Genomic DNA, 17588 nt, shown 5'->3' with positions numbered 1-17588 from the left:
CGCTCACCGTTCCCGGGCGACCGCCACCGGGCAGTCGGCGTGCTGGATCAGCTGCTGGCTCACCGAGCCGAGCAGCGCGCCGCGCAGCCCGCCGCGACCGCGGCTGCCCACCACGACCAGCTGGGCCTGCCGGCTCGCCTCGACCAGCGCCGCGGCCGGGGCGCCGGGCCGCACGTCGACGGTGACCGGCACGTCCGGGAAGGTCTCCCGCCACCGGGCGAGCGCCTCGTCGACCTCCGTCCGCAGCTGGTCGCCGGCGGCCTCGGCGTCGTGGTCGGCGGGCCGCCGCCGCGCGTCCGGCGGCTCGAACACCCGGACCACCCGCAGCGGCACGTCCCGTTGGGCGGCGCGCTGCACGGCGAAGCCGAGCGCCACCCGGGACGGGTCGGAGCCGTCGAAGCCGGCCACGATCGGGCCCCGCGCGTCGGCGTGCGCCTGCCGCACCACCACCACCGGGCAGTGCGCGTGCGCGCTCACCGTCACCGCGGTGGAGCCGGCGAGCAGGCCGCCGAACCCGCCGTGCCCCCGGCTGCCGAGCACCAGCAGGCCCGCCTCGGCCGACCGCTCCTCCAGCACCAGGCCCGGCGGCCCGTCGAACACCTCGCCGTGCACCGTCGCCCCGGTCCGCTTCGCGGCGTCCGTCGCAGTGGTCCGCACCAGCTCCTCCACCTGCCGGCGGGCCGCCTCGTCGGGCCAGATCCCCGGCGCCACCCCGGGACCGATCCAGCCGGCCACCGTCAGCCACTCGAACACGTAGGCCAGCCGGACCGGTCGACCGCTGCGCCCCGCCTCGGCGAGCGCCCAGTCCAGGGCGACCGCGGCGTCCGCCGACCCGTCGTACCCGACCAGGATCTCCTCGGCGCCGGGCAGGCCCTCGCTCACCGGCCCGACCTAAGCGCGGGGTCGTTCTCCCGGATCCAGGTCCACTCGGCGACCCGGGGGTCGTCCTCGCCGTACTGCCTGGTGTGGTCGCGGCAGGCCTGCCGGGTGTCCACCATCTCCTGCCGCAGGTGCGCCGCGCGGGCGGCCAGCCCGGGGGTGCGGTCGATGACGTCGATGACCAGGTGGAAGCGGTCCAGGTCGTTGAGCATCACCATGTCGAAGGGCGTGGTGGTGGTGCCCTCCTCCTTGTAGCCGCGCACGTGCAGGTTGCCGTGGTTGGTGCGCCGGTAGGTCAGCCGGTGGATCAGCCACGGGTAGCCGTGATACGCGAAGACGACCGGCTTGTCGCGGGTGAAGATGGTGTCGAACTCGTTGTCCGGCAGGCCGTGTGGGTGCTCCGACGGCGGCTGCAACCGCATCAGGTCGACCACGTTGACCACCCGGACCTTCAGCTCCGGCAGGTGCCGGCGCAGCAGGTCCGCCGCGGCCAGGGTCTCCAGCGTGGGCACGTCGCCGGCGCAGGCGAGCACCACGTCCGGCTCCTCGCCGTCGTCGGTGCTGGCCCAGTCCCAGATGCCGAGGCCGCGCCGGCAGTGCTGGACCGCCTCGTCCATGGTCAGCCAGTTCGGGGCGGGCTGCTTGCCGGCCACCACCACGTTGATGTAGTGCCGGCTGCGCAGGCAGTGGTCCATGGTGGACAGCAGGGTGTTCGCGTCCGGCGGCAGGTAGACCCGGACCACCTCGGCCTTCTTGTTCACCACGTGGTCGATGAAGCCCGGGTCCTGGTGCGAGAAGCCGTTGTGGTCCTGCCGCCAGACGTGGCTGGACAGCAGGTAGTTCAGCGAGGCGATCGGCTGCCGCCAGGGGATGTGGCGGGTCACCTTCAGCCACTTGGCGTGCTGGTTGACCATCGAGTCGACGATGTGGATGAACGCCTCGTAGCTGGTGAACAGGCCGTGCCGGCCGGTCAGCAGGTAGCCCTCCAGCCAGCCCTCGCAGAGGTGTTCGGAGAGCACCTCCATCACCCGGCCGTCCGGGGAGAGGTGGTCGTCGTCGGCGGTGGTGGCGGCCACGAACGCCCGGCCGGTCACCTCGAACGCGGCGCCGAGCCGGTTGGAGGCCACCTCGTCCGGGCCGAACAGCCGGAACGTCTGCGGGTTGTTGGTGATCACGTCGCGGATCCACGGGCCCAGCCGGCCGGTGGCGCCCACCGCCGGTTCGCCCGGCCGCGGCACGTCCACCCCGTACTGGCGGAAGTCCGGCAGCTCCAGGTCGCGCAGCACGCTGCCGCCGTTGGCCACCGGGTTCGCGCTCATCCGCCGCTCGCCGCGCGGCGGCAGGGCGGCCAGCTCGGCGACCGGGGCGCCGGTCGGGTCGAACAGCTCCGCCGGCCGGTAGCTGCGCAGCCAGCGCTCCAGCTCGGCCAGGTGCGCCGGGTTGTCGCGTACCTCGGAGATCGGCACCTGGTGGGCGCGGAAGGTCCCCTCGACCTGCTTGCCGTCGACCCGGTCGGGGCCGGTCCAGCCCTTCGGCGTCCGCAGCACGATCATCGGCCAGCGGGGGCGCTCGACCACGCCGCCGGAGCGGGCCCGGCGCTGGATCTCGGCGATCTCGTCGCACGCCCGGTCCAGGGTGGCGGCCAGCAGCTGGTGCACCGTGGCCGGGTCGTCGCCGGCGACCACGTACGGCTGGTAGCCGAAGCCGCGCATCATGGCCAGCAGGTCGTCGGTGGGGATGCGGTCCAGCACCGTCGGGTTGGCGATCTTGTAGCCGTTGAGGTGCAGGATCGGCAGCACCGCGCCGTCGCGGGCCGGGTTGAGGAAGACGTTGGACAGCCAGCTGCCGGCCAGCGGGCCGGTCTCCGCCTCGCCGTCCCCGATCACGCAGGCGACCAGCAGGTCGGGGTTGTCGAACGCGGCGCCGTACGCGTGGCTCAGCGCGTACCCCAGCTCGCCGCCCTCGTGGATCGAGCCCGGCACCTCCGGCGCCACGTGGCTGGGGATCCCGCCGGGGAAGGAGAACTGGCGGAACAGCCGCTGCATACCCCGCTCGTCCTGGCCGATCGAGTGGTAGAGCTCGCTGTAGGTGCCCTCCAGCCAGGTGTTGGCGACCAGGGCGGGGCCGCCGTGGCCGGGCCCGGTCACGAAGATCGCGGACAGGTCACGCGCGACGATCACCCGGTTCAGGTGCGCGTAGAGCAGGTTCAGCCCGGGGCTGGTGCCCCAGTGGCCGAGCAGCCGCGGCTTGACGTGCTCGGGGGCCAGCGGTTCGCGCAGCAGCGGGTTGTCGAGCAGGTAGATCTGCCCGACCGTGAGGTAGTTCGCCGCCCGCCAGTAGGCGTCCAGCCGGCGCAGCTCGTCGTCGGTCAGGGGGCTGTGCAGGTCTACAGCGGTGTCCATACTGCCTGAGCCTCTCGCGGGTCGGGGAGTCGCACACCCGGAAGCGCGCATTCGTCCGGGCCGGTCCAGCTTGGCGTTCCGGGCGGGAACCGGTCAGGGCCGATGGTCCCGGTGCCCGGGGGCGTCATGCCCCGGCCGGCGCGACGGAGACCAGCCCGCGCACCACGATGACCGGCGTGGGCGAGTGGTACAGCAGGGACTGGCTGACCTCGCCGAGCATGCCGCGGGACGGCTCGTCGCCCCGGGCGCCGACCACCGCCACCTGCGCCGAGCGGGACTGCTCGATCAGGACGGTCCCCGGGTCGCCCCGGACGGTGTGGCACTCGGTGAGCACCCGCGGGTGCCCACGGCCGGCCCGGGCGACCGCCTCGACCAGCGGTCCGTCGCCGTCGTCGGGGCGGCCCGGCTCGACCACCCGTACCGCCAGCACCCGGGCCGCGCGGCGGGCCGCGCAGTCGAAGGCGAAGCCCAGCGCGGCGAGCGAGCTGGCCGTGCCGTCCACCCCGACCAGCACCGGCCCGGGCGGCGGCGGCTCGGGACGGACCACCAGCACCGGGCAGCCCGCCCGGGCGGCCAGTTGGACGGCGGGCGCGTCGGCCGGTACGCAGGCGCCGCAGGCGGCCATTCCGCCGTCTCCGATGGCTACCAGGAACGCCGTCTCGGAGCGCCGGATCAGCGCGGCGACCGGCGCTCCCTCGACGATCTCGCCGCTGACCGACAGCGCCGGCTCCACCTGGTTGGCCAGGGCGGCGGCCCGGGAGATGAGGTCGTCGGCCTCCGCCCGGGACCCGCCGACCGAGGGCGACTGCCAGGCCGCCTCCCAGTTGAAGGCGTGCAACAGGGCCAGCTCACGGTCGTGACCGGCGGCTTCCCGGGCGGCCTCGCGGACCACCGACAGGCTCTCGTCGGACGGGCCGACGCCGGCCACCACGGGCGGGGCGGCGGATCCGGTCATCGGGCGCACCTCCCGGCCTGGCCAGACGCGGTCCCTCCCGACGCTAGTCGGGAGGGACCGTCGGCGGGGCCGGATCGGGCGAGCCGGGCTCAGCGGAACTGCAGCCGGTTCACCGCGTCGAAGGCTCGGGCGCCGAGCAGCCGGCGGGTGTGCACCATCGCCCAGGCCGCGGCGGTGACCAGGTAGCGGGTGCGGGGGCGGCGGGCGGTGACCGCCCGCTCGATCACCCGGGCCACCGTGTCCGGCGTGGCGGCGAGCGCCGGGTTGGCGTACGACTTCGCCATCGACGCGTCCACCGACGCGGTCATCGCCCGGTACGGCCCGGCCGGGTCCGCCCCGGCGCCGAGCGACTCGGCGGCCACCGCGCCGAAGCCGGTCCGGATCAGCCCCGGCTCGACGATCGCCACGTCGATGCCGAACGGGCGGACCTCCTGGCGCAGCGCGTCGGAGATCGCCTCGACGGCGTACTTGCTGGCGTGGTAGTAGCCGCCGCCGGGGAATACCAGCCGGCCGCCCATCGAGCTGATGTTCACGATCCGGCCCCGGCCGGCCCGGCGCATGCCGGGCAGCACCAGCTGGGTGAGTCGGCTCAACCCGAAGACGTTGGTCTCGAACTGGGCCCGGACCCGGTCCATCGGGGCCTCCTCGATCGGGCCGTACTCGCCGTAGCCGGCGTTGTTGATCAGCACGTCGACCTGGCCGTGCTCGGCCTCGATCGCGGCGACGGCGGCACGCATGGACGCCTCGTCGGTGACGTCGAGCGGCAGCAGCCGGGCGCCGGCCGCGGCCAGGTCGGCGATCGCCTCCACCTTGCGGGCGGTGGCGTAGACGGTCAGCTCCGGGCGACGGGCCAGCCGGTGCACGGTGGCCCGGCCGATGCCGGAGGAGGTGCCGGTGATCAGGACGGTGGTCATGCGGGGTCTCCTGGGTGGGTGAGCCCGGCGACGACCAGCGCGACGCCGTCGCGCAGCCGCTGCCGGGGCAGGTCGGGGTCGGTGAGGTCGGCCTCCAGGCCGCGGGTGAGCGCGACCAGCACGTCGGCCACCGCGCCGGCCCGCGGCCCGGCGGCGTCGGCCAGCGCGCCGGCCACCACGTCGGTCAGCTCCCGGGTGTACGCCTCGGCGAGGTCGCCGGTGAGCCTGGTGCTGGTGTCCAGCAGCTCGGCGGCGTGCCGGCTGTCCCGGTGCAGCCGCAGGGTGAGGTCGAGCTTGGCGGCGAGCACGGCGTGCAACCGCTGCTGCGTGGAGCCGGTGGGCTCGGCCGCGGCGGCCCGCGCCTCGGCCAGCGAGCCGGCGAACAGCCGCTCGGCGAGCCGGCGGTAGGCGTCGTCCTTGTTCCGGACGTACTGGTAGACGGCGGGACGGGACATACCGGCGGTGGCCGCGATGTCGTCCATCGTGGTGCGGCGTACCCCGTGCCGGGTGAAGCACTCGTAGGCCGCGGTGAGGATGGTGTCCAGCCGTTCGTTCGACATGCTGACAATTTTTGCACAGAATGTCAGTACGTCAAGGTGTCGGCGGTCACTCTCGCCTACGCTGTCAACATTGGTTGACGCGCGGACGGCGTCAATGTAGATTGACAGCATGAGTCAGGCGACGAAGTTGGCGGCGGACGCCGGGAGCACCGACCCGAAGGTCGGGCTGCGGGCGGTGCTCGCCCTGCGCCGGCTGCTCGAACGGCTCGAGGTGGTCCAGGTCGACAACGCCCGCCGGCAGGGCTGGTCCTGGCAGGACATCGCCGAGGCGCTCGAGGTCAGCCGGCAGGCGGTCCACAAGAAGCACGCCGGGCGACCGGCGGTCAGAGGAACCTGGGAGGCGTGATGTTCGAACGGTTCACCGACCGGGCCCGCACCGTGGTCCGGCGGGCGCTGGAGGAGGCCCGGGCCGAGGGCCAGCGCCCGGTCGGCACCGAGCACCTGCTGCTCGGCGTGCTCGCCGACCCCGACGCGCTCGCCACCCGGCTGCTCGCCGAGGCCGGGATCGGCGTGGACGACCTGCGGGTCCGGATCCGCCGGCACACCGCGGCCGGCGGCACCGGCCTCGCCGAGACCGACGCCGCCGCGCTGCGCGAGATCGGCATCGACCTGGCGGCCATCGTCGCCCGGATCGAGGAGTCCTTCGGCCCGGACGCGCTGCGCGAGGCGACGCCGGGGCCGCGCCGGCGCTGGGGCCGGCGGCGGCAGCTCGGCGGCCCGCTCTCGCCGCGCTCGAAGAGGGTGCTGGAGCTGTCGCTGCGCGAGGCGCTCCGGCTGCACCACCGGCAGATCGGCACCGAGCACATCCTGCTCGGGCTGCTGCGCGAGGGCGGCGGGCTCGGCGCGCAGGTGCTCACCGAGGCCGGCGCGGACCTGGACGACCTGCGACGACGGGTCGAGCTCGCGCTGCGTACCACCGCCTGAGCGAGACCGCCCACGGGGGCTGCCGCCGCCGCGCCACCGGACGGCACGGCGGCGGCAGGGGCGGCCCGGGTGGCCGGCGGTGGCGCCTGAGCGGGGGCCCGGGTGCCCTGGCGGTGGCGCCTGCGCCCAAACCTGATTGCGGCACAGGCAACGTCCCGCCCCGTCGACTCGCTGGGCGGCCCGAGTTGCTGCACACTTGCGCCGTGGATGGTGGAGAGCACAAGCGCCCGGTGACCGCTGAGAACGCCGCGCCGCGCTCGGCGGTGGTGGTCAACCCCGCCAAGGTGACCGATCTCGACGAGTTCCGTCGTACGGTCGACGACACCCTCGCGGCGGCCGGCTGGCCGGCCCCGGTGTGGCACGAGACCACGGTCGAGGACCCCGGCCGCGGCCAGACCGAGCAGGCCGTCGCCGACGGCGCCGAGGTGGTCTTCGCCTGCGGCGGCGACGGCACCGTGATGGCCTGCGTCAGCGGGCTGGTCGGCACCGACACGGCGCTGGCCGTGCTGCCCCAGGGCACCGGCAACCTGCTGGCCGCCAACCTCGGCCTCTCCAACGACCTGGCCGCCGGCCTGGAGGTCGCCGTCGAGCGCGGCATGCGCAAGCTCGACGTCGGCCAGGTGGGGGACCAGTACTTCGCGGTGATGGCCGGGATGGGCTTCGACGCGCAGATGCTGGATTCCACCTCCGAGACCACCAAGGCGCGGATCGGCTGGCCGGCCTACGTCGTGGGCGCCGCCAAGCACCTGCGCGACCGGCCGATGCGGCTCACCATCCGGGTCGACGACAAGCCGCCGATGCGCCGCCGGGCGCGCTCAGTGCTGATCGCCAACGTCGGCCGGCTGCAGGGTGGGGTCCGGCTGCTCACCGACGCCGAGCCCGACGACGGTTGGCTCGACGTCGCCGTGCTCACCCCGCGCACCCTCGGCCACTGGGTGGCGATGGGCTGGGCGCTGATGCGCCGCCGGGGCAGCGTGCCCCGGATGGAGGTCCACCGGGCCCGCAAGGTCGAGATCACCAGCAACCGGCCGCAGCCGCGCCAGCTGGACGGCGACCTGATCGACCCGGGCGCCGACCTGACGGCGGAGATCCGGCCGCAGTCGCTCTGGCTCTGCGTACCGCGGCCCGAGCAGCACCCGGACCTGTCGGTCGACGCCGACGCGGCGGCGAAGCGAGGGGAGCGGTTGGTGGAGGAGGCGCGCCGTGAGTAGCACCCGGCTCGTCCCCGAGACCCGGTTGATGGCGACCGAGGAGCTCTCCGCCGACGACGCCTGGCGTACGCTGCGCCGCCACGGCGGCTGGTGCCTGCTGCGGGACGCCTTCGTCCGGTTCCGCTACGGCGACGGGTTCAGCCATTCGCGGGCCTTCGCCCTGCAGCTCTGCCTCGCCGTGGTGCCGTTCATGATCGCGCTGACCGGTCTGATCACCAACCTCGGCGTCGAGGAGGGCGGCCAGGTGGTCGCCGACACCGTCCTGGCCCTCACGCCCGGGCAGAGCGAGTCGGTGGTCCAGGAGCTGCTCGGCGAGGGCGAGCGCACCGAGCGGGCCGGCGAGCTGGCGCTGACCCTCGGTCTGCTCACCGGTCTGGTGGCGCTCACCACCACCATGGCGCAGATCGAGCGCGGCGCGAACCGGATCTACGGCGTCGAGCGGGACCGCCCGGCGATCCCCAAGTACGTCCGGGCCGCCGTCCTCGCGGTGACCGCCGGCCTGCCCGCCCTCACCGGCTTCCTGATCCTGGTCGGCGGCGGCGCGGTGGGCGACTCGGTACGAAGACACTACGAGTGGGGCGACGTCGCCAACGGCGTGTGGGACGTGGTCCGCTGGCCGCTCAGCCTCGGGCTGACCGTGGTGGCGGTGGCCGTGCTGTTCCGGCACGCGCCCCGACGCAACCAGCCCGGCCTGTCCTGGCTGTTCTTCGGCGCCGGCATCGCCATCGTGCTGTGGTGGCTGGCCAGCGTGCTGCTCGCCGGCTACGTGCGCTACAGCGGCGGCTTCGGCCAGACCTACGGGGCGCTGACCGCGATGATGGCTCTGCTGCTCTGGGCGAACCTGACCGGCATGGCGCTCTTCGGCGGGCTGGCCTTCGCCGCCCAGCTGGAGGCGATGCGGATCGGGGTGCCGGAGCCGGCCCAACCGGACCTGTGGGAGCCCGAGGCCGACCGGGCGGAGCTGCTGGACACCGGCGAGATGACCGCGCTCTAGACCCGGCGCGCCGGTGCCGCGTGTACGCGGAACGCCGCCAGGGTACTGCGCCTCGCCAGAAGACAAGGGAGGTGCGGGGTGACCGCGGTCAAGGAGACTACGGCCCGACGGCCGCTCGGCCATTTCGCCGGACGCAGTATCGCCGGGTTGGTGGTGATCGCCGGCGCGGGCGTCGCGTTCGGACTGCTGCTGATGCTGGTGCGGTTCAAGTGGGGCCCGCTCTACCACGCCGACCACGAGACGGCGGAGTGGTTCAACGGGCTGGTCGCCCCGCACAAGGCGCTGGTCACCGTGCTCCAGGCGGTCACCGACCTGGGCGGGCGGCCGGTGCTGATCTGGCTGGTCACCATCGCCGTCGTCGGCCTCCTGATCCGCCGCCAGCCCCGGTTGGCGGTCTACCTGATCATCACCGGGGTGGGCGGCCTGATCCTCGACCCGTCGCTGAAGGCCATCGTGGGGCGGCTGCGTCCGGTCGTCGACGTGCCGGTGGCCAGCGCTCCCGGCAACAGCTTCCCCAGCGGCCACGCGCTCGGCTCGTTCGTCGCGTACGGTGCGCTGCTGCTGGTCTTCCTGCCGGCCATGGCGCCGCGCTGGCGCAAGCCGGCCATCGCCATCGTCGCCGTGCTGGTGACCCTGATCGGCCTGACCCGGATCGCGCTGGGCGTCCACTTCGTCTCGGACGTGCTCGCCGGGTGGCTGCTCGGCGCCGTGTGGCTGGGCGTCACCGCGTACGCGTTCCGGCTCTGGCGGCGTGAGCGCGGCCAGGCGGTGCCGCCGCTGTCCGAGGGGCTGGAGCCGGAGGCGGGCCACGAGATCTCCCCCGCGCCGGACGAGGAGCACCTGCTGGAGCACCCGCGCTCGGCGGTGGCGGAGCTGCTGGTCGGCTGGGTGCTGGTCTTCGGCGCGCTCTACGGCTTCGGCATGTACGTCAGCTACCACGCCAAGGGCACCTTCTTCGACACCCTCGACACCGACGTGCCGGAGTGGTTCGCCGCCCGGCACACCGACACCCTCACCGACCTGAGCTGGTGGTGGAGCAAGTTCGGCGACACCCACGCGATCCTGCTGATCTCGCTTGTTTTCTGCCCGTTGGTGCTGGCGATCTGGCGGCGCTGGCGGCCGGTGCTCTTCGTGGCGCTGGCGATGATCGGTGAGCTGACCCTCTTCCTCGCCTCGGCCCGGGTGGTCGAGCGCCCCCGTCCGGCCGTGGAGAACCTGGACGGGCAGATGCCCACCTCGTCCTTCCCGTCCGGGCACATCGCGGCCACCATCTGCATCTGGTCGGCGATCGCCATCATCGTGTTCGCCCGCACCGACCGGTGGTGGCGCTGGCTGTTCGTGGCGATGGCGGTGATCATGCCGGTCGGGGTGGCCACCTCCCGGATGTACCGGGGCATGCACCACCCGACGGACTTCATGGGCGCGATCCTGCTCAGCGCCCTCTGGATCGGGCTGCTGTACTGGGTGGTCAAGCCCAACGCCGACGTGCACCAGGGCAACCAGCCGGCGATCGAGTCGGAGCAGGTGGACGAGCTGGACGACGAGCTGGCCAAGGCCGCCCGGGCCGAGTGACACCATGCTGCGGGTGATGACCTGGAACATCCGTACCGGTGGGCGGGACCGCGGCGGCCCTGACCGGCTGGACGCGGTGGTCCGGGTCGTCGCCGAGCAGCGGCCGGACGTGCTGGCCCTGCAGGAGCTGCGCGGCTTCGACCGCGGCGGGCTGCTGGCCGAGGTGGCGGGTCGGGTGGGCATGACGCCCCACCTGGCCCGCTCCTGGTTCGGCCAGCCGGTGGCGGTGCTGGTCCGCCCGCCGTGGCGGGTGCTCGCCGCCGGCCCGGTGCGTCGGCCGTTCCACCACGCCGCACAGGGGATGCTGCTGGCCACCGACGCCGGCCCGCTGACCGTGCTGAGCACCCATCTGTACCCGTACCGTGGTGGGCGGCGGCGGCTGGAGGCGGGCTGGCTCGCGGCGGCCGTCCGGCGGGCCCCCGGGCCGCTGGCCCTGGTCGCGGGCGACCTCAACACGCTGGAACCGGGTGTCGACCACGCCGCCCGGTTGGCCACTCTGCCCGCGGCGTACCGGCGTCGGCATCTGCGCCGGGACGGCCGTACCGTCGACACCCGCGCGGTGGCCCGGCTGGCGGCGGGCCTGACGGACCTCTGGGCGGCCTCCGGCGGCGGCGAGCGGGACGGGTTCACCGTGCCCACCCGGTTCGGCGGCGCCGAGTTCGCCGCCATGCGGCTGGACTACCTGCTGGCGACCGCCCCGCTCGCCGCGCTGGCCACCCGGGTGGAGGTGGTGCGCGGCGGCGACGCGGACACCGCCTCCGACCACTACCCGGTGGTCGCCGAGCTCGCCCTCGGCCCCGGCTGAGCGCGCGGGCGCCGAACGGCCGTCACTTCGCCAGGTCGGACACCACGATCGCCACGAAGATCAGGATGACCAGCTCGCTGATGATCCAGGAGTGGGCGTTCGACCAGTCCCGCACCTTCGGCAACGCCTCGGTGGCCCGGCGGCCCAGCACCAGCAGGGCGAGCAGCGGCAGGGCCAGCAGCACCAGGGTCAGCAGCAGGAACGGCAGCAGGTGCCACCAGGGCTTGCCGTGCCCGGCCAGGCTGCCGGCGACCGACGCCATGGTGACCTCGTCGCTGGGCATGGCGAGGAACAGCAGCAGCCCGAGCCCGAAGGCGAAACCGGGTCGCGGGTCCTCCAGCTTCCGCATCCAGGAGGGCGGCTGGCTGTTGCCGCGGCGCAGGAAGACCAGCACCATCAGCACGATCAGCAGCGCCAGCACGATCCAGTCGATCAGGTGCCGGGAGCTGCTGTCCTTGTCGCCACCGCCACCGGCGGCCCCCTTCACCGCGTGGAAGACCACGTACCAGATGGTCAGGCCGATCAGCATGCCGAGCGCGGCGCCGGCCAGGTACGCCACCGAGCTGCGCCGCGGGTCGCGGCTGGCCGCCAGGAACACGGCGCTGATCAGCTGCGGCCCGGCGATCATGACCACGACCAGCGGCAGGACGGTCAGCAGGTTCATCGGCCTCCCTCCGCGCCCATTGTCGCCGCGCGGAGGCAGGCCGGGCCCCGGAATCGGAACAACCGGCGATCAGCGGCGGCCCGGCGTCAGAGGACCACGTTGAGCAGCACCGTCAGCACCACCGAGGCGAGGATCGAGAAGAGGATCATCAGGAGGCAGCCGAGCCCGCCGCCGACGGGCCGGACCTCCGTGTTGCCGATGCGCATCAGGTCACCCTTGCAGAGTCGGGTCGAGCAGGGAGCCGATCGCCGCCCAATCCGGCGGCGGCGATCGGCCCACCCGGCGGCGGCGATCGGCCCGGTCCGGCTCAGAGCGCGCGGAGTCGGGGGAGCAGCTGCTCCTGCGCCCAGTCCAGGAACATCGGCTGGGTGTTCCCGCCGACCTGCACGATCGACACGTGGGTGAAGCCGGCGTCGACGAACCTCGCGAACGCCTCGACGTGCCGCTCGACGTCCGGGCCGCAGGGGATGCCCTCGGCCACGTCCTCCTCGCGGACGAACTGGGTGGCGGCGGCGAACGCCTCGGGGCCGGGCAGGTCGGCGTTGACCTTCCAGCCCGTGCCGAACCAGCGGAACTGCTCGTGCGCCAGCTTGCGGCACTCCGCCTCGTCGGGGCCGTAACAGATCGCCACCTGGCCGTAGCGGGGCTGGCCGGCGCCGCCCGCGTCGTCGTACAGCTGGATGATGTGCGGGTCCGGCTCGGTGGAGACCAGGCCGTCGGCGTACTCGGCGGCGAGCGCGGCCGACGACGGCCCGGAGGCCGCGACGGCCATCGGGACGGGCCGCTCCGGCCGGTCCCACAGGTACGCCTCGGGGACGTCGAAGTGGTTGCCGGAGAAGGTCAGCGTCTCGCCGCGCAGCAGCGGGCGGATGATCTGCAGCGCCTCCTCGAACATCTCGTGCCGCTGCTGCACGTGCGGCCAGCCGCCGACCACGTGCTCGTTGAGGTTCTCCCCGGCGCCGAGGCCCAGGGTGAACCGGCCGTCCGACAGCGCCCCGACCGTGCTGGCCTTCTGCGCGACGACGGCCGGGTGGTAGCGGCGGATCGGGCAGGTCACGAAGGACATCAGCTCGGCCCGGCTGGTGGCGTGGGCGACCGCGCCGAGCACCGACCAGGCGTACGGGGAGTGGCCCTGGGCGTCCAGCCAGGGGTAGTAGTGGTCGGACATCACCAGCTGGTCGAAGCCGGCCGCCTCCGCCCGCACCGCGTGGTCGACCAACTGCTTCGGGCCGGCCTGCTCGCACATCAGGGTGTAGCCGACGCTGACCATCCTGGATTCCCCTCTCGTCCGTCGATCGTGCACCGGTACCCCGAGCCGCCCGTCGCCAACCGCCTCTTGACGGCGGCCCGATGCCGGGGTTAGTGTCCGGGCTTAACCGGTTCAGCCGGTGGCGTCACATCCTGTGGTGGGGATGATCGCCCCTGTGGCGGCCCACGGTCGGCGTGGGCCGCCACAGGACTGTCCGGCCAACGGTCGATGAACTTAACCGGTTGCTTTCCGATTTTCGGCGGCTTAGGCTGAGCTCGCGCTGCCAGGGAGCCAGGCGGCGGCTGTCGGGCTGCAGTCGTCGCACCGTCACCACCATCACCACGACCCCGCCAGGGCACGGGGTCGACTTCCCCCTGAGGAAAGCCCATGAGAAAGCGACTCACCGTCGCCGGCGCCGCGCTGCTCACCGTCCTGGCGGCCGTCTTCGCCTTCGTCCAGCCGGCGCACGCCGCGGCCGGATTCTCCGTCTCCAACGGCCGGCTCTACGACGCCAACGGCAACGAGTTCGTGATGCGCGGCGTCAACCACGCGCACACCTGGTACCCGCAGTACACCAGTTCCTCCCTCGCCAACATCAAGGCCCTCGGCGCGAACACCGTCCGGGTGGTGCTGGCCACCGGCGACCGGTGGGCCAAGAACGACACCGCCGACGTCGCCAACGTCATCTCGCTGTGCAAGCAGAACAAGCTGATCTGCGTGCTGGAGGCGCACGACACCACCGGCTACGGCGAGGACGGCGCCGCCACCACCCTGGACAAGGCGGCCAACTACTGGCTGAGCATCGCCAGCGCCCTGCAGGGCCAGGAGAAGTACGTCATCATCAACATCGGCAACGAGCCGTACGGCAACCAGAACTACGGCGCCTGGACGAACGACACCGCCAACGCGATCAAGAAGCTGCGGGCCGGCGGCCTCAGCCACACCATCCTGGTCGACGGCCCGAACTGGGGCCAGGACTGGTCGTTCACCATGCGCAACAACGCGTCCACCGTGTTCAACGCCGACCCGCAGCGCAACACCGTCTTCGACATCCACATGTACGGCGTCTTCGACACCGCCGGGGAGATCACCGACTACCTGGGCCGGTTCCGCAGCGCCGGGTTGCCGATCGTGGTCGGCGAGTTCGGCTTCAACCACTCGGACGGCAACCCGGACGAGGACACCATCATGTCGTACGCCCAGGCCAACGGGATCGGTTACCTGGGCTGGTCGTGGAGCGGCAACGGCGGCGGCGTCGAGTACCTCGACATGGCCACCGGCTTCAACCCCAACCAGCTGACCTGGTGGGGCCAGCGGATCTTCAACGGCGCCAACGGCATCAAGGCCACCGCCAAGGAGGCGTCGGTCTACGCCGGCACCACCCCGCCCAGCCCGACCAACAGCCCCAGCCCGACCAACAGCCCCAGCCCGACCAACAGCCCCAGCCCGACCAACAGCCCGAACCCGACGGACAGCCCGAGCCCGTCCACCAGCTCGACCCCGCCCCCGCCGAGCGGCGGCTGCACCGCCAGCTACAAGATCGTCAACAGCTGGCAGGGTGGCTTCCAGGCTGAGATCACGGTGACCGCCGGCGCGACGCCGCTGAACGGCTGGTCGACCCGGTGGACCTTCACCGGCGGCCAGACGATCAGCCAGTCGTGGAGCACCACGCTGACCAACAGCGGCAGCACGTACACCGGCCGTAACGTCGACTACAACACCCAGGTCGGCGCCGGCGCCAGCACCACCTTCGGCTTCATCGCCAGCTGGAACGGCAGCAGCAACCCGGTCCCCGCGGTGACCTGCACCGCCGGCTGAGGCCCGTCGTACCACCGGTGGCCGGGTCCGCACGGACCCGGCCACCGCATCGTGCGTACGTCGATGGGCGGGTCAACCCGGTGTGGTGCGGAACTCGGAGGGATACCCGGCAACCCGTGCGGCGTACTGGTCGTGCAGGCTCGGGACCGCGGCCGCGACGACGTCCACGGACCGGTCGTCCACCGCCTCGGGACGCCAGGCGGCGAAGATGCGCCGCCATGCGAGGGGTGCCGTGGGACGGATCACGAACCCGTCGGAGGCTGTCGCCAGCGGTGAGCAGAGCGTCACTCCTCGGCCCTGGGCGAGCAGTATCGACAGGTCCCAGGATTCGCCACAGGCGAGGATCCGAGGTGCGAAACCCGCGTCCTGGCAGAGCCGTTCCAGGCCGCGCCGCAGGTACGAGCCGGACGGTTGGGTCAGCCAGTCGTCGTCGGTGAGCGCGGCGAGGGGCACCAGGTCGGCGTGGGCGTGGGGATGCCCGGCGGGCACGGCGACCCAGACCGGCTCCCGCAGCAGTTCCCGGAAGCGCAGCGGAGCGGCCGGGGTCAATGGCAGGAACGGGAAGTCGGCGCCGACGCACAGGTCCAGCCGACCCTCGGCCAGTTGGCGGACGGCGTCCGCGGTGTCGAGGGTCTCCGTCTGGACCCGCAACCCGGACGCCTGCTCCTCGACCACCCGGGTGACCTCGTGCGGCCACCAGGCCGACCGGTGGCAGCCCACGCGCAGCACGACGACGTCGGCCTGGGCGCGGACGGACTTCTCGGCGCCCCGTATGGTGGCGAGGATCAACCGTGCCTGGGTGGCGAGTTCCTCGCCCGCGGCGGTGAGGACGAGGCGTCGACCTCCCCGCTGGACCAGCGGCACGCCGAAGTGCCGTTCGAGGCGCTGCACCTGGGTGCTGAGAGCCGACTGGGCGATGCCCAGATGGGCCGAAGCCCTGGTGAAGCTGCGTTCGTCGGCGAGGGCCAGAAAGTACCGCAGGTGGCGCGTTTCCAGCTCCACGGAGGCAGCCTACCTCGACCGTCGCCGGGTCGCCGGTCCGGTCCATCACCTTCGGATCCCCCATCGGGGGGACCGGGTCGGCATTGGATCCGGCGGTGCAGGCAGGACAGGATTTTGCCCGACCCCGAACCCTCGCGGGGCACCTCGACACCCCCAGGAGTCAGAATGTCGCTACGCCTGTCAAGGCGCCGTCACGGCCCATCCTCGGGCCGGAAGACCGTGGTTACCAGCCCGTCCAGGGCACTGCGCGGGGTGATGGCGCTGGTCCTGACGCTTTTCTCGCTGGTCGTCGTCGACTCGGGTCCGGCCGACGCCGCCGCGCCCGTCGTGCACTGCGAAACCAACCGGAACAGTGCCGACCGGATCACAGTGGCTAGCGGCGTCTACGCCGGCAACTTGGGCACACCGGGCAACATCCCCTCCGGATACCTGGCGGGGGACGGATACTTCGGCTGCCCGCCGGAGCGCATCGACCGCGGATGGTTCGACAACCACACTCTTGAGAGATTTGTGATTGAACGAACCGGAACGACAGTCAAATGGGGCATCAACCATTATATCTACACTGTGGTCCACCAGATGCGGCACCCGGACTACTCCGTGGCCGGAAGCGAGGTCTGGACGGTCTACGTACCGTACTACTACTCGCCGCGTTTGGCCACCAACTCGGGCCTGCTCACGGACTCGCTCTACGTCACCACTAATGGGGTCCGCTACAAACTGGCTGATTTGAAGATGAACCTGGCCTTCGTCGAGGACCCGATCGGCAAGCTCCAGAAGGGCTACTTCAGCGAGCTTTCCGTCAACATGGCCCCCGGGGTGCCCACCCTCTGGACCTACACCACCAGCAAGAAACAGGGCGAGGCGTGCAGCTCGTACCCTGAGACCGTTGGCGACCGAGAGTACTGGTACCTGCGCTGCGACGTCGACATCACGTTCTTCGACCCCACCAAGCTGACCGGCGCCGCCGAGTTGACCGTCGGTGGTGAGGCGGGAAGGGAGAATGCCAAAGCCGCGGGCGAGGTGAAGCTCTCTGGCTCCGCCGAGACACAAGGCACCTACATCTACTACAAGTTCCAGACCAGAATCGCCCTCGGCCTCTTCGACGCCAGCGCCGGTTGGGTCCGGCGAGCGGGTAACTGCATGTACACCTCCATGGGGTACCTCATCACGGTGTTGAGCGCATATGAGCCCTGGGTGAACGTGAGGGAGGCGTGGCCCGTCCACGGCGGACGCTGCCGCTTCGACAACACCGTGTTGTAACACCTGCCGAAGGCAGGCCACACCTGGTGGTGAGTGGACCCGGCGGGAACCACGCACCAGTTACCCGCAGGGGCAGCGTCTGGAATCATGCGGCGCCGCAGATCTGCGCACGTCGTCGTTCCGGCGTCCAGCTTCGCGCCGGACGCCGGCACCTGCCGGGCTCCGCCGCGCGGCGAGCTGCGCCGCGAGCTGAGGTCCGTCGTACCACCGGTGGGGGGGGGGGGCCCCCCCCCCCCCCCCCCCCAAAACCCACACAACCACCCCCCCCCCCCCCCCCCCCCCCCCGCCCCCCCCCCCCCCCGGCCACACCCCCCCCCCCCCCCCCCCCCCCCCCCCCCCCACCCCCCCCCACCCCCCCCCCCCCCCCCCCCGGGTT

Annotated in this window: 16 protein-coding genes; 8 read left to right on the top strand and 8 right to left on the bottom strand. The window is 72.7% G+C overall.

From position 1 onward, the window contains the following. Nucleotides 1-3: 3 nt before the first annotated feature. The 5 genes from ACFY3U_RS24690 to ACFY3U_RS24670 all read right to left on the bottom strand — a co-directional run bounded on the left by ACFY3U_RS24690 (nt 4) and on the right by ACFY3U_RS24670 (nt 5710). Nucleotides 4-870, bottom strand: a complete 867-nt coding sequence (locus ACFY3U_RS24690) for a universal stress protein (RefSeq protein ID WP_387205981.1) — start codon at nt 868-870, stop codon at nt 4-6. Between the two features lie 8 nt (nt 871-878). Next, on the bottom strand, nt 879-3281 hold the full coding sequence (locus tag ACFY3U_RS24685) for a phosphoketolase (protein ID WP_387205833.1): 2403 nt from the start codon (nt 3279-3281) through the stop codon (nt 879-881). Nucleotides 3282-3405: 124 nt separating this feature from the next. Continuing rightward, nucleotides 3406-4236 (bottom strand): universal stress protein, encoded by an 831-nt coding sequence (locus ACFY3U_RS24680; protein ID WP_387205831.1) that lies wholly within the window; start codon nt 4234-4236, stop codon nt 3406-3408. Nucleotides 4237-4325: 89 nt separating this feature from the next. Next, complete coding sequence (locus ACFY3U_RS24675; protein ID WP_387205830.1) at nt 4326-5150, bottom strand: oxidoreductase; 825 nt, start codon at nt 5148-5150, stop codon at nt 4326-4328. Further along, nucleotides 5147-5710, bottom strand: coding sequence for a TetR/AcrR family transcriptional regulator (locus ACFY3U_RS24670; RefSeq protein ID WP_387205828.1), 564 nt, complete (start codon nt 5708-5710; stop codon nt 5147-5149). The genes ACFY3U_RS24675 and ACFY3U_RS24670 overlap by 4 nt, the downstream gene beginning before the upstream one ends. Nucleotides 5711-5819: 109 nt before the next feature. Between ACFY3U_RS24670 and ACFY3U_RS24665 the strand changes: the two genes are divergently transcribed. The 6 genes from ACFY3U_RS24665 (at nt 5820) to ACFY3U_RS24640 (ending at nt 11216) form a co-directional block, all read left to right on the top strand. After that, nucleotides 5820-6056: a helix-turn-helix domain-containing protein gene (locus tag ACFY3U_RS24665; protein WP_387205826.1), complete on the top strand. Its 237-nt coding sequence runs from the start codon at nt 5820-5822 to the stop codon at nt 6054-6056. Beyond that, on the top strand, nt 6056-6634 hold the full coding sequence (locus ACFY3U_RS24660) for a Clp protease N-terminal domain-containing protein (protein ID WP_387205824.1): 579 nt from the start codon (nt 6056-6058) through the stop codon (nt 6632-6634). Before ACFY3U_RS24665 ends, ACFY3U_RS24660 begins: the two co-directional genes overlap by 1 nt. 203 nt (nt 6635-6837) lie before the next feature. Then, nucleotides 6838-7845, top strand: a complete 1008-nt coding sequence (locus tag ACFY3U_RS24655) for a diacylglycerol/lipid kinase family protein (RefSeq protein WP_387205822.1) — start codon at nt 6838-6840, stop codon at nt 7843-7845. After that, nucleotides 7838-8839, top strand: coding sequence for a YihY/virulence factor BrkB family protein (locus ACFY3U_RS24650; protein ID WP_387205820.1), 1002 nt, complete (start codon nt 7838-7840; stop codon nt 8837-8839). The genes ACFY3U_RS24655 and ACFY3U_RS24650 overlap by 8 nt, the downstream gene beginning before the upstream one ends. A 78-nt stretch (nt 8840-8917) precedes the next feature. Then, nucleotides 8918-10411 (top strand): phosphatase PAP2 family protein, encoded by a 1494-nt coding sequence (locus tag ACFY3U_RS24645; protein WP_387205818.1) that lies wholly within the window; start codon nt 8918-8920, stop codon nt 10409-10411. Between the two features lie 4 nt (nt 10412-10415). After that, complete coding sequence (locus ACFY3U_RS24640) at nt 10416-11216, top strand: endonuclease/exonuclease/phosphatase family protein (protein WP_387205817.1); 801 nt, start codon at nt 10416-10418, stop codon at nt 11214-11216. Nucleotides 11217-11238: 22 nt separating this feature from the next. Here the strand turns inward: ACFY3U_RS24640 and ACFY3U_RS24635 are convergent, their stop codons facing one another. Both ACFY3U_RS24635 and ACFY3U_RS24630 read right to left on the bottom strand, forming a co-directional pair. Beyond that, nucleotides 11239-11880, bottom strand: coding sequence for a GAP family protein (locus tag ACFY3U_RS24635; protein ID WP_387205815.1), 642 nt, complete (start codon nt 11878-11880; stop codon nt 11239-11241). Nucleotides 11881-12187: 307 nt separating this feature from the next. Next, the gene (locus ACFY3U_RS24630) at nt 12188-13150 is read right to left on the bottom strand and encodes a TIGR03557 family F420-dependent LLM class oxidoreductase (RefSeq protein ID WP_387205813.1); all 963 of its coding nucleotides are present in this window, start codon (nt 13148-13150) and stop codon (nt 12188-12190) included. 366 nt (nt 13151-13516) lie between these two features. On the opposite strand from ACFY3U_RS24630, the gene ACFY3U_RS24625 reads away from it, so the two are divergent. After that, nucleotides 13517-14947, top strand: coding sequence for a cellulase family glycosylhydrolase (locus tag ACFY3U_RS24625; RefSeq protein ID WP_387205811.1), 1431 nt, complete (start codon nt 13517-13519; stop codon nt 14945-14947). 72 nt (nt 14948-15019) lie between these two features. Here the strand turns inward: ACFY3U_RS24625 and ACFY3U_RS24620 are convergent, their stop codons facing one another. Next, on the bottom strand, nt 15020-15949 hold the full coding sequence (locus tag ACFY3U_RS24620) for a LysR family transcriptional regulator (protein ID WP_387205809.1): 930 nt from the start codon (nt 15947-15949) through the stop codon (nt 15020-15022). A 255-nt stretch (nt 15950-16204) separates the two neighbouring features. Here ACFY3U_RS24620 and ACFY3U_RS24615 point away from each other — a divergent pair, with 255 nt between their 5' ends. Next, nucleotides 16205-17212, top strand: coding sequence for a hypothetical protein (locus tag ACFY3U_RS24615; RefSeq protein ID WP_387205807.1), 1008 nt, complete (start codon nt 16205-16207; stop codon nt 17210-17212). Nucleotides 17213-17588 lie beyond the last annotated feature (376 nt).

Source organism: Micromonospora sp. NPDC000089 (genome assembly GCF_042899365.1).
Classification (GTDB): Bacteria; Actinomycetota; Actinomycetes; order Mycobacteriales; family Micromonosporaceae; genus Micromonospora.
This window is presented reverse-complemented; position numbering and strand designations above follow the sequence as displayed.

Coding starts and splice junctions, on each gene's coding strand:
- ACFY3U_RS24675 (WP_387205830.1), bottom strand. CDS start 5,150: ATGACCACCGTCCTGATCACCGGCACCTCCTCCGGCATCGGCCGGGCC.
- ACFY3U_RS24660 (WP_387205824.1), top strand. CDS start 6,056: ATGTTCGAACGGTTCACCGACCGGGCCCGCACCGTGGTCCGGCGGGCG.
- ACFY3U_RS24640 (WP_387205817.1), top strand. CDS start 10,416: ATGCTGCGGGTGATGACCTGGAACATCCGTACCGGTGGGCGGGACCGC.
- ACFY3U_RS24680 (WP_387205831.1), bottom strand. CDS start 4,236: ATGACCGGATCCGCCGCCCCGCCCGTGGTGGCCGGCGTCGGCCCGTCC.
- ACFY3U_RS24635 (WP_387205815.1), bottom strand. CDS start 11,880: ATGAACCTGCTGACCGTCCTGCCGCTGGTCGTGGTCATGATCGCCGGG.
- ACFY3U_RS24665 (WP_387205826.1), top strand. CDS start 5,820: ATGAGTCAGGCGACGAAGTTGGCGGCGGACGCCGGGAGCACCGACCCG.
- ACFY3U_RS24625 (WP_387205811.1), top strand. CDS start 13,517: ATGAGAAAGCGACTCACCGTCGCCGGCGCCGCGCTGCTCACCGTCCTG.
- ACFY3U_RS24615 (WP_387205807.1), top strand. CDS start 16,205: ATGGCGCTGGTCCTGACGCTTTTCTCGCTGGTCGTCGTCGACTCGGGT.
- ACFY3U_RS24630 (WP_387205813.1), bottom strand. CDS start 13,150: ATGGTCAGCGTCGGCTACACCCTGATGTGCGAGCAGGCCGGCCCGAAG.
- ACFY3U_RS24670 (WP_387205828.1), bottom strand. CDS start 5,710: ATGTCGAACGAACGGCTGGACACCATCCTCACCGCGGCCTACGAGTGC.
- ACFY3U_RS24685 (WP_387205833.1), bottom strand. CDS start 3,281: ATGGACACCGCTGTAGACCTGCACAGCCCCCTGACCGACGACGAGCTG.